The sequence below is a fragment of the Ktedonosporobacter rubrisoli genome, assembly GCF_004208415.1.
Lineage (GTDB): Bacteria > Chloroflexota > Ktedonobacteria > Ktedonobacterales > Ktedonobacteraceae > Ktedonosporobacter > Ktedonosporobacter rubrisoli.
On sequence record NZ_CP035758.1, the window covers coordinates 7,987,147 to 8,003,892 of the forward strand.

The following is a 16,746-nucleotide window of genomic DNA, read 5'->3' on the forward strand; positions in this document are numbered from 1 at the left end:
GCCTCGTCACGAAAGGATTGATAATGTCTGATCTCACGCTACAGGAATTGGCTCCAGGAGCTATGGCAGCGCTCGGAGGATATTGTAATTGTGGTCTGATTGCAAATCGCGGGCATGCGCTGGTCATCGATTCGGGAATTTGCGTAGCAGAAGCAACAGCTTTGTACGCTGCGGCACGGCAATACCAGCCACAGGGAGAGCCCACCCTGTTCAACACACACCATCATGGCGATCATGTCTTTGGTAACCAGGTTTTTGCCAATGGCTCGATTATTGCTCAGCAGGGTGCTCGCGAAGCCATGGCCAGGACCGGAGAACAAACCCTGGCTTTGTGGAAACAGGACCCGGATGTTAGTGAGATGCTTAGCGATGTCACGATGATTACCCTGCCGTCCATCACGTTTCAGGAGAGCCTGACTATCTTTGTCGGCGAGCTTGAGGTCCAACTGCTCCACCTGGGCGCGGCGCATAGCTCCAGCGATAGCGTAGCCTGGTTGCCTGCGTCGCGCACATTGTTCGCAGGCGATTTGCTCTTCAATAGTAGCTTCCCGGGAATGCCACCAGAAGGCGATTCGGCCAACTGGATTCGCGTCCTGAAGCGCCTTGAGCAATTGAACCCGCGGCACGTTGTACCTGGTCATGGCCCCATTCAACCTCCCGAGGCTCTGCGTGCACAGCGCACATGGATAGAAGAGCTACGTACGCGTGTCGCCAATGAAATTGCGCACTGGGATCGCGAGACCAGCGTGGCAAAAATGAGCGCCGAACTGCAGTCCCTCTCTCCCCGCGCACGCGAAGACCGCTTGCCTACTGCGATCAAGAGCGTCTATGCTGAATTGACAGGCCAGCTTACCAATTCATAGGGCGAACCATTGCGGCCGCCCCTATATCTCATGGCGCCATTGAGAAGCAATGGGCTGCAAATGCTCTACCAGATCATTCCTATTTTGACTATTGCGCTCTAAGTAAGACCTGGCTCTGGCGTCCTAGCCAGGTCTCGAAGTCCATCAGCGCCGGATAGAGCCGGCGCGCAAGCGAGATATCGGCTTCGTATCCGCCATTATTGAAGAACTCGCTCACGCGGGCAAATTCTTCGCTCTGCTGACGGACAGTCTCAAGCGGGATCTGCACATAGGAGATCTGGCGCCCACTGGCTCGGCTGAGCGCGGCGGCAATCTGGGCCAGCGTCAGCGAATCGGCGGCGACGGTCATGGTCTTGCCGAGAAACTCGCCAGGCTTGGCGAAAACGAGAGCAGCAAAGGCTCCGATATCGTCAACGGCGATTAGATTCATGGCCACATCGGGCCTGAGCGGCATAGAAAAGATTCTGTTTGCCAAATCCAGGAAGGGACCTAGCAAGGATTCCATAAAGCCGGAGGCGCGCAGAATCGTCGCGGGCAAACCAAGCGCCTTAACGTGCTGCTCGATCTCCCACTTACTGATGTTGGCGCCGATCCGATAGAGGCCTTCAGCGCTCTCGCCCGACATATAGACAAAGTGCTGAACGCCAGCTGCTTTAGCCGCCTCGGCAATGTTCTTGCCCTGCAGAGTCTCGTCTGCCACGTGGGGCTGAACGCTATAGACGCCATAGACGCCTTGCATGGCCGCCTCCAACGAAGCGCGATCGGCATGATCGCCCTGCACGACCTCAGCTCCGGCCCGGCGCAAAGCCGCGACCTGCGGCTTGCTGAGGTCACGACTCAAGGCGCGCACGTGCCAGCCCTCTGCCAGCAGGTGACGAGCCGTAGCCCCACCCTGCTGACCCGTGGCGCCCGTTACCAGAATAATCTTGTCAGTTTTATTCATAGCTTGCTCCGTTTCTGCATGCATCTAGCGAATTTTACCAGCGCTCCCAGTGCAGCACAGTTTCTAGCGGTTTGCGCGTGGCCGGCTTGAAGCTGGTGCCAACCGTATAGGCCAGGGGGATGAGCCCAACCTGCATGACCTCATCGTATGGGATGCCCAATATGTCGGCTGCCTCTCGCTCATAGAGGAGGTGCACGCTAGTGAGCACAGTTCCCAGGCCGCGCGAACGAGCCGCCAGCATAAAGCTCCAGGTCGCGGGTAGGATGGCACCCCAGGTGCTGGCCTGATATGGAGTAGATAGATTCTCGCTCCGTCCCTCGATACAGGGAATAACATGCACGGGTACTTCATGCAGGTGCTCGATCAGGTACAGCGCCGATTCTCCCGATTTGACAAAATGCGGATCTTCAGCGATCCTTTGTTCCACATGTTCGTCCATACCGACCGCGCCCTTGCGATAGAGCTCGGCCAGGGCTTGGCGCTGGGCGGGATCGGTCACCACCAGAAAATGCCAGTTCTGGCGGTCGCCCGGCGTGGGAGCCTGTACGGCCAGTTCCAGGCATTCACGAATCACTTCTGGCTCTACAGGTCGCGTGAGATCCAGGCGCTTACGTACGGAGCGTGTCGTAGTTAACACTTCGTCAAATGAAAGATTAAGTGCAGGCATAATAATGTGATCCTTTACTTGTTGTTTCTGAAAGGAAAAACATTGACGCGCCCCGGCTCGATAGCGGCAACTACGCGTTCCTCTCCCGGCTTGAGGTGAGGATTAGGATTCTGCGCAGTGTATACATTGCCGGTATATTTTTTTGAGATGAGCGAGTTGATGCGATAATCTGTATCTTCAGTGAGGCTGACAGCTTTACTGCGTATCTCAAGCGAGCGAGTAGCGTTGTTAGGATCAACGATGGAAAGGGCGGCGCGTGGCTCGCGCAAAAGATTGCGATACTTCTGGCGCTCTTTGCTCATGCTGATCAGGATATGGGTTCCATCCCAGATGAACCAGACAGCGCTTACCTGCGGTTCTCCCTTTGGTCCGATGGTAGCAAGATGGGCCAGGGTCGTCGCCTGCAGGATATCAAGAAAGTCCTCTGGTATTGTTGACATAATATTCTCTCCATTCTGAGCTCTATAAATTGGCTAGAAGTAAGCCAGGCATGCGAAAAGATCTTCTTTGTGCAGAAAAGTTTAGCGCGTGGCGAGGCGGTTCGTCTTACCTCGAAAGAAGTATTCAGGGTGGTATTGGTGCAGGGCTAGAGCAAATGGAGTTCACGGGCGCGCGTGACTGCCTGGGTCCGATTGGTTGCGGTGAGCTTGGCCAGGATATGCTTGACGTGCAGCTTGACAGTATGCAGACTGATTACCAGGCGCGTGGCGATCTGCTGATTAGAGAGGCCTGCGGCCAGCAGGTGCAGGATCTCCTCTTCGCGCAAAGTCAAAGGCTCAATTAGCTGCCCGCGCACGTGCGGCTGCTCGCCCAGAGTTTCAGGGCTGGTTGGCACTATGGCATCCTGCAGGCGCTGCAGATAGCCGGTTGAAGCTGAGGTATAGGGGGTGAGCTGAGCCAGGAGGTGGGCCATGGGCTGGCCTTCATCGGCGAAGAGGCGTATGTAGCCCTGTGGCTCAGCCTGGGCTACGACGGCTCCCAGGGTATACAAGGCGCGTTTCGTCTTGCCCTGCGCCTGCAGAACAAGCGCTGTGAGCATCTGAATCTCGATAAACCAGCCGTGGCCACCCAGGCCGTTGATAGCCTGGCGCAGGCGCTCAAGCAAGCTTAGAGCCTGGGTAAGGGCCAGGGGATCGCGCTGTTCGCGTCCACGGGCCAGCAAGATGCGGGCCAGGGTCGTATAGTCGGCGTAGCTGCTGCTCAGGGGATGAGATACAATGGGGTCGTCGAAGCGAATGCCGCGTGCCTTCTCCCAGAGCGTGGTATGTTCGAGCAGACCGCCGGCTAAGGCCAGGCGTGCGAGGATAGCGTGGGCCGGCATCGTATTCTGTAGGAGCGTCATTGAGTCTAGAGGGAGAAACCGCACGCTACTAGTCTCCTCACGTTCAAGCAGTTGCCGAGCGTACTGTTTATCTCCACGCTTCAGGGCGAGGCGCGCCTGTATCCATAGGCAGAGCAAGGAAAAGTTAGGGATGGAGAGATCAAGACTCTGCATCACCTCCACGGCTTCCCGCACGGTAGCCTCGGCTGGCTCGGGCTGATCCCACTCGTAGAGAAGTGCCGCGTAGCGGGCCAGCAAGATGGCCCGGGGCAGAGATACCGACCTGTCCGCCCTATCGAGTTGGCGCAAGGCTTTCCGCATGAGCTGCTCAAGCTTGCGAAGCTGTCCCTGGGTCTCATAGAGCTGGGCCAGCTCCATAGTGACTAAGAGGTACAAGAGATGATCTACTCGGCTTATATGCAGGCAGGAAGTATCGAGCAGGGCGCGCTCGGCTGCTTCTAGATCGCCGCTGGTCCGATAGGCAGTGCTGAGTATGAGGCGTTGGCGCACGGCAATTAGGCGGCTGAGAATGCTATCGCGCTTCAAATGAGCATGCAGGTTGCGGGAAATGAGGGCAATGCTCAGTTTGCTATCGTTCTGAAGCAAGGCCGACCAGGCCCGCTGTAATGTTAGCTCGCCCTGCAAGGCGGCCCAGGGCGAATCGTCGGATGGGGGATGGTGCTCAAGCTGCTCCTCAAGCTGAGCAATGAGGCTGGGAGCATTGTTGGCCTGACATTGAAGCCAGATCGAGGCCAGGCTGAGCGAGGGCGAGGCGGCAATCAGCTCAGGCGAAAGTTGCTGTAACCACTGGCTTAAGCGCGTTAGTTTTCCCTCGACCAGCAATTGCGGCACAAGTTCAGCGAGCAGGTTCGCGGCCCGTTTGCGATTATCGGAACGCAGAGCGTATGCATAGGCCAGCTCTCCACAGCCCTGTTGCTCATGCCAGAGGCTGGCACGTAGATAGAGCTCTGGCACTAAGGAGGCATCCTGTTTGTGCAAATGCGCGCGCAAAGCCTCGGCAAACAGGGGATGGTAGCGATACCAGGTTCCGCTCTCATCAAGTCCATGCACTAAAAGATTGGCGCGCTGCAGATCAGCCAGCAGCGGAGCGGTGGGCAGGTCGGCTACCGCAGCACACAGCGGGTCCGTCAGGCGCTCTAGAATGCTGGTGCGTAACAAAAAGGTGCGTACTGGCTCGCTCTGTTGCGCAAGGATCTCCTCGCTCACATATTCCAAGAAGAAGCGATGGGCGCCCGCCTCGAAGCGCTGCAAAGCGTTGGCCTGCTCGGGCTTGCCAAGCGTGAGGGCCAGCAGATGGACGCCGACAACCCAGCCCTGGGTCTGCTGCTCTATGATCTCCAGTTCGGCTGAGGAGAGAGCATAGCCCATGCCTGCTAAGAAGGCGCGCAATTCAGGCGCGGAGAAGCGTAGCTCTTCGGCGCCAATTGCCGTAAGCTGGCTATGGGCACGCAGGCGAGCCAGTGGTAATGGCGGCTCGCTACGGGTGCCGATAACCAGGTGCAGCGAAGCGGGGGCATGTTCAAGGATAAAGCGTAGGGCCTCGTGAATAAGCTCATTGTTGATAAGATGATAATCATCGAGAATCAGGACGACCTCGCTACTGAGCAGACGTGCCAGTTCGTTGACAAACTGGATCTTGACCTCCTGCCAGGAAAGCCCAGAGGAAAGCTGGAGCGCTGGCAAGTCGGCGCTTTCACTATGCTTGACGAGCTGCTTGAGGGCCGCGAAGAGGTAGGAGAGGAAGCGCAAGGGATCATTGTCGGTATTTTCAAGCGAGAGCCAGGCCACGGGCAAAGTAGTGGCGCGCGTCCAGGCCGCTAGCAGGGTGGTCTTGCCAGATCCGGCCGGAGCCGAAACGAGGGTCAGGCGCTTCTGTGTTCCCTGCTCAAGCTGTTTGAGTAAGCGCGGCCTGGCGATATGCTGGCTGGGCAGGCGCGGAATATGAAAGCTGGTGGCAAGCAGGCTGGCTTGAAGCTGCTCCCGCGAACGCATCGGTAGAGCTCGCAAAGTTTCTACCGAGTCTGGTGGCTCTGCTTTTGCCTCAGCAGCGCTGTCGGCCAGCTGGCGAGCTGCCGCGCGTAAGCGTTCAAGTGTGAGTGCCGATGAGGAGCCCAGATAGGCGCGGAGAAGCTGGCCGTGTCGCCGCCGATACGCGTACCAGTACCAGCCGCCGCGTCGATTGCTCGCCCGAGCCTTATGCGCGGTAAAGCTGCCTTCCGAGCCGCGAAAAGAGAAGGAATGCGCTTGCTCCAACCAGGCATACCAGTCCGGGGAGTCAAGCGAGATAGTAATTTCCTGAGCATCTTCTTGATAGGTCAGGCTGTGGTCAATGACTACACTACCGCTCAGCCTGGGGGCTCGCAGTTCCATGCGCTTCCTTCCTTATCTCCTGCCGCAAATCGGGCTAGTTCCAGAACAACTATAATCCTTCGGGTTCTACTCCCTACAGTTCTAGAACAAACTCAGTGTAGCACGCCAGGGCCGTGAACTTCAAGAAGCGCCGGCAAATCTGAAGCCATCTTGCCAATCTTATCTCGTGTTTTTCATCCCTATTACTAAATGCATAAAAACAAATGAAATATGTAAAAAGGACTCTCTCCTCTATGTCAGGCATCGCTCTGGCTCATCGGCCCATATTGAGACATCTGCAAACTTTACTGCATACCCAGACGCAAGATCAGTGTCTCTTGACTTTCTTACACTGTAAGATTATACTTTCTTACAGTGTAAGAAAGCATTGTAACTTTGTCGCTTTATTGTTAGATTAGGAGAAAGGGAAAGCAGATGACAGTTGATAGCACAGTGCTAGAACGGAACAAGCTGGTTATACAGGGATTTTTTCGGGCAATCAACAACCGCCAGCTCGAAGCATTGGCAGATTTCATGGCTTCTGATGTGATTGACCATAACAAAATCATTCATGGTGAAGCGGATGAACCAGGCGCCGCTTTTGAGGGCTTCCGCCAGCAGATGATGGCTTTCAATCCGGCTCAGATGCGTGTCGAAGAGCTTATTGCCGAGGATAACCGCGTGGCGGCACGAATCACCCAGAGTGGCGTTAATTCCGGGAGCCACCCGCGTATGCCCGTGCCCACAAACCGGAGCTTTGAGAACGAGGCCATCTACATCTTCACAGTCAAGGATGGAAAAATCAAGGAGATTCGAGCGGTCAGCGATCGCCTGGGGCTCTTCCTACAGCTAGGTTGGGATTGGCCGGAGATCGATTAGCCACACATTACTATAACTTGTCATGAGATAAGTTTATTGGTATGTTCTGGAGAACTTACTTGACAATAACAGGAGCGATAAAAGATGGGGAGATCTGGCCGGCCAAAGATCTCGCGTGAACTGGTGCTTGATGCGGCTCTTGCGTTGGTAGATCGCGACGGAATTGCAGGGCTTTCCATGCGCAAACTCGGCGTTCAACTGGGGATCGAGGCCATGACGCTTTATTACTACTTTCCCAACAAGGACGCCATCCTCGATGGCTTGATTGAACGAGAGGCCATCAAGGCTCTTAACGTGCCAGTGGGACCGCCTGAAGAGTGGGCTCGCTGGCTACGTGGGCTGGCTGTTGCCCTGCACGAGGAACTGCTTCGTCATCCTCGCTTGCTTCCGCTGATTGCCACTCGGCCTGCCATGACGCCGGTTTCGCTTCGTCTGGTTGAGCAGATCGTAGCAGGATTGTGCGCGACCGGTCTGAGTCCACTGCATGCGTTTCAGGTCCTCAACATAGTTACGACGTTTGTTGTTGGCCATACCCTGGCTGAAGTGGGCGAGACGCCCGGACACGAGGATGCGGCACCCGATACGGCTGCGCTAGAAGGCACGCTCGATCCCCTCGAATTTCCCTTCCTGGCTGCCGCTATTGCAGATGGGCTCGGCCAGACCGAAGATCACCGCTCCCGTTTCGAATTTGCCCTCGATGCGCTCTTTGCGGGAATGGCAATGCTTGCTTCTCAGAAAGGGCATGACGACTCTTCAGATTGAACATTTATTAAGAGGGTACTCCATCTTTTAACATGACAGGCCGTTGACAAGTTTGACTTGCTATCCTTAGCAGTGTTGCAAGCATGAACGCCGCCCTTCTCTGAGGCTGCCAGTAATGCAAAGAACACAGTAGAACTCATACCGCTTACCGCGATCTCGTAACCCGGGGTTCGGTAAGCATAGTTCTGGATGAGCTAAGAAGCTTGCAGCGAGGAGTTAAATTATTATGTCCGCAAGCAATCACACGGCCGAAGCGCTTGATCTCTTGTTCACGAGTACCACCCCTGGTTGGTTTTCGCCTTTTACGGAAGCTACCGCTGGTTTAACGGCGGCCCAGGCCGCTACGGTTCCCGCGCCGCACTTTAATAGCGTGTGGGCTGTAGTCAATCACGTCTGCTACTGGCAGAAAGCAACATTGCGCCAACTGCAAGGGCTTCCGGTGGATAGTGCGGCCCTGGGCTCGGCGGATGGTAGCGGCTGGCCAGCGGTGGGCGAGGCTAGCGGTGAGGCCGGCTGGCAGGCAGCGCGCAAAGCAGCTCTGGAGGCCAATGCGGAGCTGGTGCGCTATGTGGCTGGCCTGAGCGAGGCCGAATTGGATACAGGTATCTCTGATGGAGAGAGTTGGAATACTCGTCGCCACCTCGTTTATAGCATGATTGCCCACAATAGCTATCATACCTGCGAGATTACGACGATCCGCCACATGCAAGGCTGGTGGTTCGACGCCATGTGAGCATGGCAGCCAAACGAGAGGTCTCTGGCCTGGAAACCAGGCATCCGCTCGTAGGGAAAACGAAGGCAGGGAGCTTGCTACTGTCGCGTTAAAGAGACATTTGGAAGCTTGGATATAATGTATATATCTCTACATTTCAAGGTAGAGATTCCATGTTAACTGTACCTTTAGGGGGATGAAGACGTGGGGTTTTCAACCCTCCACTACATTCCATCCCCTCTCACTTTTCCCTTTAGTCTTAATGTGCCTCGATAAAGGCTGTCAGCACGCGTAGCATTTCCTCCTGTTTCTCAATATGTGGAATATGGCCGCAATCAGGAAATTCCACTTCCTGAACTTCCCCGCCATTCTGTTGATAGGCTCTTAGCATGCTGCGTATTTGCTTTTTCATCGGCTGAGGTGGGTATATCTCGACACCGGGCCAGCCAGGAGCCAGGCCCCGTTCTCCCAGGCCGCCAAAATCTGTCATAGCGCTATCGGAGACAATCAAGTCATCTGTGCCGTGCACCCAGAGCACTGGTGGCTTTTCAGGGAGCTCCACAAGCCCCCATTGGTTTAGATACTTGGGAGAGAAGGCGTTATTTATTCCCGTCAGCCCTGGTGCTACCAGTGGCCAATTGCGCGAAGGCATGATCTCGCCCGGGAAATTTTCTGGCCCCACCTTTGTCATTAAAAAGGCCGAGAGCAAGATCTCTTCGCGTTCCAGGCTCAGGCGGAAAGAAGGCTTGAAGTAGAGATTATTGAGGATAGTTCGAGGGGAATAGCGCTCGCTCCCTCTATCGCCTGCTGCCATGCGTTTCACCAGCTCTGTTGGAGCCGCTGTACCACCTCCGCTCCCGGCAAAATCGGGCCAGGTTGGTGTTCCCTCAACGTCCTTTGTTCCACCAAGGCCAAAAGGAGAAGCTGGAGCTTCCAGCGTAAGCGAACGAAGCCAGCCTGGATAATCGAGGGCATACTGTATGACCACATTACCTCCTAACGACCAGCCCATAGCGTGGAAGCGCGGCAATTTGAGTGCCTGAACAAAAGCCGCCAGGTCAGCAGAGAAATCGCGCGCACCATGCGTCGCATCTACCGCTCGCCCTTCACTCTTGCCAAATCCGCGCATGTCAGGAGCATAGATAGCGTAAAGTCCTGAGCGTGCAAGGGCGAGCATAAAGTCCTGGTAGAAAAGTGATGATGAGGTATTACCGTGGAGCAGAACTAGCGGCATCGCGCCCTGGCCTGCCCGAAGATAGGCTGACCGTAGCCTATCTGTTCTGATTTTGTGCTGCTGAATACCAGGAAGTAGTAGAGCTTCATCCATCGCTTGAATTTATTCCTTACTGTCTTCCTCCCATTGTCATGGGGCAAAAGAGAGAATATAATACATCTTGTTCACAAATGAACGGTATAGTGCATATCTTGCTGCTCTAACTATAAAGCTGCCTTTCATGCAAGGTCAAGAAAAATATGCACGGATTGGGTGTGTTTTCGGCATCCCAGACACTTCTATTTCATATGTCTATGACTGGGCGTCGGCTTATTGATTCCAGGGAGGAGGAGCTAAGCTATGGGCGAACGCAAGCTGACTTTAAGAGACCTGAATCGGAGTACACTGGCGCGCCAGTTTCTTTTAGAGAGAACGTCGCTGAGTCCCCTTGATGGGCTCAAGCAGCTCATTGCGCTGCAAGCGCAGCTCCCTCAACCTCCCTATCTCGGTTTGTGGACACGTTTAGCTGAGTTTGAGCGGGCAAGCTTGACGGAGTTGCTCGCCAGCCGACAAGCTGTGCGAGCGACGATGATGCGCGCGACCCTGCAAGTGATGATGGCTGAGGATTATGCCCTTCTACGCTCTGCCTTGCAGCCGGCTTTGACCCGCTCACTTTACGCTTTCTTTGGCAAACGAGTTAAGGAATTGCCCATTGAGCAGTTTGTTGAGGCAGCTCGCGTCTCTATTCAAGAGCGCCCGCGTACGTTTGCTGAGATCCGTAGCACGCTGGCTGCGCAGTTTCCCGAGATCGATCCGGCCTTGCTGGCCTACGCGGTTCGTACGCAGTTACCGCTTGTACAGGTTCCACCGGCCGGCAGCTGGGACTTTGCGAGCAATCCATCTCTGGAGCTAGCCCAGAACTGCCTGAAATATCCGTTTGCCTCAGCGGATGAGGGCTTGCGTCTCCTCATTCTGCGCTATCTGGCAGCCTTTGGACCGGCCACGATCAAAGATATGCAAGCCTGGTCGGGACTCTCGCGCTTACAGGATGTTGTGAAGCGCTACCGCTCTTCCCTACGCACGTTCCGCAATGAGCAAGGCCAGGAACTGTTTGATCTCCCGGATGCGCCTTTGCCTATGGCCACAGCTCCGGCTCCCCCACGCTTTCTGCCCGAATTTGATAATCTTCTGCTGGCCTTTGCCGAGCGTCGGCGCATCATTGCCGATGAATATCGTACCGCGGTCTTTCTTACTGTTGGACGCGTGCGCGCGACCTTCCTGCTCGATGGCTTCGTCGCCGGAACCTGGAAGATTGAGCGTGGGCGCAAAACTGTCCGCCTGCTCATCGAACCGTTTAAGCCGCTCTCTGCTCAGGTCAGGTCCGTCCTGCTCGCGGAAGGAGAATGTTTGTTACACTGGGTCGCGGATAGCGCAGAGAGTGTTGAGCTTCAGATCATCGATCCTACATAATCTGAGCTCCGGGTGTTGCGGTAATTAGCAGCGCTCGCTGGCTCTATCTCGTACCGAGTTTGGCGAGCGTAGTACTACTTATATCGCTCAGGTGAGCCCTGGATCAGGCTTTACTTCCTTGCGGCTGCAAGCACGCGTAGCCTTTTCTCCCTTGTCTATAACTGAAACAGCGCAAGCGGCCTATCTAAGATCCGGTAGATACGTGAGTATAACCGCATATGTGCTCAGGCAGACGACAACAATTGCGAGCTTTTTGATGCTGAAGCCTTGACTAATTCTGCGCAACGGAGCTATGAGCACTGCGATCCAGGGTAAAAGGGCGGGTATATACCAGGGAAAGACATATGAGTAAAGGCATGATCCTATCCCAATAAGCACCAGAACTGCTCCTTCGATACTTATATGTTTGCGCGAAAATTGGCGCTTTACAAAAAGGACCGTACTAACGCCTATAGCCCCCTCAATCACGCGACCGACCACCAGCATAGTAGTTGGCGCGAGCTGCATGCTGTGTCCCAATAGCAAAAGCCCATTCTGTATAAAGCTTGGATGCAATGTATCCTGACCGCTAAAAGATAAGACCACTGCGGCAATCTGGCCGTGGCTGAGCCACAGGAATGGTAGATATCCCAGAACAACGGTGAGAGCGCACGCGGCAGGCAGGTTCCAATCTCGGCGTCGCACTAGCACCAGAAGGAGCAGAGCAGGATAAAGTTTTGCCAGGATCGCCAGGCCAAGAAATACTCCGGAGGTGATACGAGCAGTCCTGCTAGAACCGCGCGAACAAAAGACGGCAATAACGGTACAGGCTATAACGAGAGCATCGACGTGGCCCTGAATGGAAAACTCAACAATAGGAAGAGGACACCAGGCATAGACGATGACCTGGCGTGGATCAAGCCCTCTACAAGCCAGGAGAATGGCAAGCGCAACGCAGGTCAGCAAATCGCAGAGCACAAAGAGGCCCTTGAGACCAACAAGGTTTTTTGGCGATAAGAGATAGCCAAGGATATAAAAGAGTTCTGCACCGGGGGGATATTTAGTTGGAAACTCGCGATAGGGAGTATTTGTGTAAATGCTGCCATGCAGCGGAGCAAAAATTGGATTGTTGGGAGCATAGAGGTAAGGACTATAGCCGTGCAGAAGTATATGAGCGTCCCATAAATATCTCCAGGCGTCACGCGAGAGCCCGAGTGGAAGGGGGAGCAGCTGCACACGGAATACAGTAGCTCCGAGGAAGATAATTCCAAGTTGAAGCCAAAGCCACCTGCTAGGAGGACGGGTGCTCATCAGGATGTAAGCACAAAAAGCGAAATAGCAGAGAAAGCAAAGTACCCAGATAAGAAAGAATAGTTTGTTTGGACCATCAAGAGGGGGAGCGACTAAAGCAAGGAATTGATAGAGGAGAGAAAAAAGTAGGAGTAGTACACCCAACATCAAAGTAATGTGCCAACCCTGTTCTAACCTCGGCCTACCCTTTTCTATGCGCCAATTCTGCATTTTCACAAGTAGTGAGTACAACATGCATCCGTCTCCTTTTGTAAGTTACTGTAAGAGACCGATCTTCTTACGCTACGGGACTCTAATGCTTGCATATCTGTATAGACGAGTATAGTTACAGTAAAGACACTAACAAAGCGCCATATATGGGAGATAAAGCTCTAATGATGAAGATAGGAAATACCTGTGTGGAGGAAGTTCCCAGAAGAGGCCGTGCGAAGGCTTGTTATAACGAGTAGCGCCCGCTGACTCGATTCTGTACCAAGTATGGCGGGCGTTATACTACTTACTTGCCTATTGCTCAAGTGAGCTAGGATCAGACCTGGCTTGCCTGGGGCGCGCTGGCTTTCTGATTCTTTAGCACGAAGCAGGCGGTCACGGTAACAACAAGGGCAATGGCCAGGCTAATCGCAAAGGTGATCTGTGGCGTGATCCAGTGGGCAACGGCGGCTTGACTCAAGGGCGCGATCAGAATAGCCAGCGAGATTACCGAGCCGCGCAGCCCCATGGCTTGCGAACGATTCTCGTCGTTTGTCTCGCTAAGGTAGACCGTGCCCAGGGCTGGCATGATCAGGGCGACGCCAGCTCCGGTCAGCACGGCTGAAGCGATCAGCAATGGGTACTGATGTAAGAAGAGCATGCCCACATTCATGGCGGCCGAGAGCACGATTCCTACGATGATGAGCAGTTTGCGTGGCAAACGAGCGCTCAGGCCACCCAGAAGCATAGGGAAGAAGCCCATGGCCAGACCGAAAACGCTGATAATCGCTCCATATTCTGCGGCCGTATAGTGCAGCGTTTGCTCGAAAAAGAAGGGATATTGTGGCAGGGCAAAGGGATAGGTGAAGGCCATGCCGAAATCGATCACGAAGAGTCCGGCAAATAGCCAGATCAAGCCAAGCATGTCTCCGCGGGCGCTTTTCGCCCCTGACTGCTTCTCAGTTTTGCGCAGGCGAGCCTTCTCGCGCACATGAGCTGGCAGGGTCTCGGGCAACATAAAGAGGGCGAGCAGAGAGGCCACAAGGGCCAACCCGGCTGAGAAGAGAAAGGGCACTGAAAATCCCCAGGCTTGATAGAGCAGGCCACCAACGCCAGGCCCGAGCGCGGTTCCCGCCGCCTGGGCCGTGGTGAGAATGCCCAGCCAGCGCCCTTGCTGCTCCGGCGTGACGCTATCGCCGACGATGGCAGAGGCGACGGGAAATAGGCCGGCGACAAGCGCACCCTCGACAAAACGAATCAGGATGAAGAGTGCCGGTACGTTGACAAAGGCCAGGGCAATATTCGTCACAATAAAGCCGGAGAGCGAGAGAAGCACAATCGGTCGGCGTCCAATGCGATCGGCCAGGGTTCCCATAGGTGTGCTAAAGAGGAACATGCCCAGACCAAAGCCGGCTTCCATGAGGGCCAGGGTCTCGGCTCCCAGGCCGAGCGCTTGCAAACGCTGCGGATAGACCGGAACTATGATGCCAAAGCCGGTCATCAGAAAGGCCACACAAAAAGACAGAAGGATCAAGGCGCTGGTCATACGTTTGGGACGCGTATCCTCCTGAGGTATAGTTTGCTCGGCTATATGTTCACATGTTTCGTTCACAGGGAAATTCCTTATCTATTTGCTATTTTTTATTGTCTACATGGCAATAGTAACATAACGATGAAAAAATTGTCAATAGTAATAGCAAATAAAATCAAAATAAAGTGAATTATTATCAACTCTGTTATTGATACATCTTTCTCCTGTCTCTTTTTATGGATTTACCGGTTAGCATCCCCTTCTGCCCTGCACTATGGCTTATTGAGTATGGGCTTGATACAAGTACTACCTGACTACCCTTGCGAAGGGGATGAGATGAACCGGTCGTGTTCTCAATAGAGAGAGCAGCATTTCGAATCAGTTGTAGGCAACTGACACATTGGCTCCTGCCAGCGAATCGATCCTCCCAGCAAGATGCACAACGAGATGCTGCTCTTGTAGATGAGAAGCTCAGGCTTGATCAGCGATGTCGCGAGCTTCTGGCAACCAGGTCGAGGAGGTCGAAGATCGCTGCTACTACTACGTCTGGACGCTGTGTGTAGAAGAGATGCCCGGCATCCTGCAAGACACGATGCTCGCCTTGTGTGACGGAATTGGCGAAGGCCGCGTGTGCTGCCAGCTTGATCTGGTTGAAGGCCTGCTTCTCTTCATCTGAGCGACCTGGCACGGAGTCGATTTGCATGCCGGTCAGGACTATGACAGGGATATCGGGCAGGGCTGGTCCGTTGATAACATCTTCCTGAATTTGTCGTGCGCTCAGCATATCGTGAAGGCCACAGGCGATATGGTCAGAGTCCATGTGACGGGCAATGAGCGGGTCACGCACCTGTGCAGGCAGCTTCTCCCACTCCGCGAACAGCGTCGGGTACCACTCACGCCAGAGCGCGGGATTGTTCTTCAACTTTTCCAGCATATCCAGCACGACGGCCTCATCGCTATCCTTGGGCAGCGGAATGCCTTTAACTGAAGGATCGATGAGCACCAGGCCTACCACCTCATCTGGGAAGTGTTGGGCGAAGGCCTGTATCAACAGCCCACCCAGCGAGTGGCCGACCAGGAGGTATGGACCTGTGACTGACGCTTTATCGAGCGCGGTGTGCAGATCTGCCATCATCTCGCGTACGGAGCGCTCGCCTGGAGCTGGGTCACTCCACCCACTGCCTGCACGGTCGTAGAGCACACAGGTTGTGCGTTGGGCGCACAGCTCGAAGATGCTATAGTAATCAAAGCCAAATCCGCCAGCGCCCGCTTCGATGACTACCGCTGGCGTGCCAGTTCCCGCATAATGTAGATTGATGCGGCGACCGCCACCAATATCGTACTGCTTACCCAGTGGTGGAGTATCATTCTTGTGTATTAATTCATCATGAGAAGGTGACATCAGCCTTTGTTTCCTTTCTGTCTGGCTGTTTTTTTGCTCCTCGCTCTCCAGGATCGCGGCGCTATGGCAAGCGTCTCGGAGGTGAGATTTGCTATCACCTTATCGCTAAATGACGAGATCGCCTTACGCACAATTTTGTGTCGCTCAGGGTGCCTTCGGAACTGTGTGTTAGCATCATCGCCCGGTGGTCAGCACGCAACATATCAAGACTGTTACAGGCACCCAGAAAACACCATGAGTCACAAACTTAGCAGGATATGTCAGTCCATTCCCAGATACCCGACCCTTAGCCGATGGGCTGGGAGTACAAATGTCAGGATCTCAATCTGTCCCTCTCTGGCTGCCACAGCTCAGCCTCCAGACCACAGGCTTAAGCGTTTGCTCGTTCTGAAGAAGGCGCGTTTCCACGGCTCCACTGTTCCAGCCCGTCGAGCACGCATTTAAGCCCAAGGAGAAAACGTTGCTCAATATCATCATGGCTCCTTTGGCTGAGATAAGCCATCAATGCTGTACGCTGCTCCTCCTCTTCAAGCAGCTTCTTGATAGCATTGTGCCAATCATCCTCATCGATCTGGCTGCGCTGCATACTCACCTGCAGCGCAGCATCGGTGAGCGCACAGCCTATGACGTAATGAAAGATCGCTGAAAGTGCACCATCCAGCAATGGACCAGCTAATCCCGCTCGATCTAAGGCTCGCAAGACTGCCTCGGTGAAGGCCAGGGCATTCGGCCCCAACTGGGGATATGCGCCGAGCAGCTGGCCTGACCAGGGATGGCGCAGGATTATGGCGCGTAATCCCGCCGCTAATCGCTGCAGTTCCGTCCGCCAATCAGAAGAAGGCGCCTCCTCTCGTGATATATCCTGGAGGATCACATCCATAACAAGTTCCAACAGATCTTCTTTGGTTGCTACATACCAGTAAAGAGAGGCAGCTCCGGCGCCCAGCCGCTCAGCCAATCGTCGCATGGATAATCCCTCAAAGCCTTGTTCATCGAGCAAGCTGATTGCCTCCTGTACAATCCGCTCCTGGCTTAAGGGAGGCAAAGCTTTGCGCGCCGCTCGTCTTGGACGAAGCCAGATTGATGGCAGTTCGCCCTTGTTGGCGTCTTTTTTTGTGCTTGACATAGCGCCAG

14 protein-coding genes are annotated in these 16,746 nt (G+C 54.6%); 5 read left to right on the top strand and 9 right to left on the bottom strand.

The genetic code is table 11. From position 1 onward, the window contains the following. Window positions 1-23 precede the first annotated feature (23 nt). Entirely contained in the window at window positions 24-863 is an 840-nt protein-coding gene (locus EPA93_RS34625; protein ID WP_129891891.1) for an MBL fold metallo-hydrolase, read from the top strand. Between the two features lie 88 nt (window positions 864-951). On the opposite strand, the gene EPA93_RS34630 is transcribed toward EPA93_RS34625, so the two are convergent. The 4 genes from EPA93_RS34630 to EPA93_RS48705 form a co-directional block, all read right to left on the bottom strand. Next, window positions 952-1,806 (bottom strand): NmrA/HSCARG family protein, encoded by an 855-nt coding sequence (locus tag EPA93_RS34630; RefSeq protein WP_129891892.1) that lies wholly within the window; start codon window positions 1,804-1,806, stop codon window positions 952-954. A 34-nt stretch (window positions 1,807-1,840) separates the two neighbouring features. Beyond that, window positions 1,841-2,473: a nitroreductase family protein gene (locus tag EPA93_RS34635; RefSeq protein WP_129891893.1), complete on the bottom strand. Its 633-nt coding sequence runs from the start codon at window positions 2,471-2,473 to the stop codon at window positions 1,841-1,843. A 14-nt stretch (window positions 2,474-2,487) separates the two neighbouring features. Continuing rightward, complete coding sequence (locus tag EPA93_RS34640; RefSeq protein ID WP_129891894.1) at window positions 2,488-2,913, bottom strand: PPOX class F420-dependent oxidoreductase; 426 nt, start codon at window positions 2,911-2,913, stop codon at window positions 2,488-2,490. 146 nt (window positions 2,914-3,059) lie between these two features. Then, entirely contained in the window at window positions 3,060-6,185 is a 3,126-nt protein-coding gene (locus EPA93_RS48705) for a winged helix-turn-helix domain-containing protein (RefSeq protein WP_165423598.1), read from the bottom strand. Between the two features lie 414 nt (window positions 6,186-6,599). On the opposite strand from EPA93_RS48705, the gene EPA93_RS34650 reads away from it, so the two are divergent. From EPA93_RS34650 to EPA93_RS34660, 3 genes are all read left to right on the top strand, one after another. Beyond that, complete coding sequence (locus EPA93_RS34650; protein ID WP_129891895.1) at window positions 6,600-7,043, top strand: ester cyclase; 444 nt, start codon at window positions 6,600-6,602, stop codon at window positions 7,041-7,043. An 84-nt stretch (window positions 7,044-7,127) separates the two neighbouring features. Further along, window positions 7,128-7,805, top strand: coding sequence for a TetR/AcrR family transcriptional regulator C-terminal domain-containing protein (locus EPA93_RS34655; protein WP_129891896.1), 678 nt, complete (start codon window positions 7,128-7,130; stop codon window positions 7,803-7,805). A 226-nt stretch (window positions 7,806-8,031) separates the two neighbouring features. Next, the gene (locus tag EPA93_RS34660) at window positions 8,032-8,538 is read left to right on the top strand and encodes a DinB family protein (protein ID WP_129891897.1); all 507 of its coding nucleotides are present in this window, start codon (window positions 8,032-8,034) and stop codon (window positions 8,536-8,538) included. 238 nt (window positions 8,539-8,776) lie between these two features. Here EPA93_RS34660 and EPA93_RS34665 read toward each other — a convergent pair whose 3' ends face one another. Continuing rightward, window positions 8,777-9,844 carry an alpha/beta fold hydrolase gene (locus EPA93_RS34665; protein ID WP_129891898.1) on the bottom strand — a complete coding sequence of 356 codons (1,068 nt, stop codon included), beginning with the start codon at window positions 9,842-9,844 and terminating at the stop codon, window positions 8,777-8,779. A 246-nt stretch (window positions 9,845-10,090) separates the two neighbouring features. Here EPA93_RS34665 and EPA93_RS34670 point away from each other — a divergent pair, with 246 nt between their 5' ends. Further along, window positions 10,091-11,200 carry a winged helix DNA-binding domain-containing protein gene (locus EPA93_RS34670; RefSeq protein ID WP_129891899.1) on the top strand — a complete coding sequence of 370 codons (1,110 nt, stop codon included), beginning with the start codon at window positions 10,091-10,093 and terminating at the stop codon, window positions 11,198-11,200. 180 nt (window positions 11,201-11,380) lie between these two features. Here EPA93_RS34670 and EPA93_RS34675 read toward each other — a convergent pair whose 3' ends face one another. The 4 genes from EPA93_RS34675 to EPA93_RS34690 all read right to left on the bottom strand — a co-directional run bounded on the left by EPA93_RS34675 (window position 11,381) and on the right by EPA93_RS34690 (window position 16,738). Then, a complete protein-coding gene (locus EPA93_RS34675; protein ID WP_165423599.1) occupies window positions 11,381-12,415 on the bottom strand; it encodes a glycosyltransferase 87 family protein in 1,035 nt (344 codons plus the stop codon). A gap of 601 nt (window positions 12,416-13,016) precedes the next feature. Then, entirely contained in the window at window positions 13,017-14,291 is a 1,275-nt protein-coding gene (locus tag EPA93_RS34680) for an MFS transporter (protein ID WP_129891901.1), read from the bottom strand. Window positions 14,292-14,691: 400 nt separating this feature from the next. Then, entirely contained in the window at window positions 14,692-15,612 is a 921-nt protein-coding gene (locus tag EPA93_RS34685) for an alpha/beta fold hydrolase (protein WP_129891902.1), read from the bottom strand. Window positions 15,613-15,982: 370 nt separating this feature from the next. Beyond that, window positions 15,983-16,738, bottom strand: a complete 756-nt coding sequence (locus EPA93_RS34690) for a TetR/AcrR family transcriptional regulator C-terminal domain-containing protein (protein ID WP_129891903.1) — start codon at window positions 16,736-16,738, stop codon at window positions 15,983-15,985. Window positions 16,739-16,746: the final 8 nt, after the last annotated feature.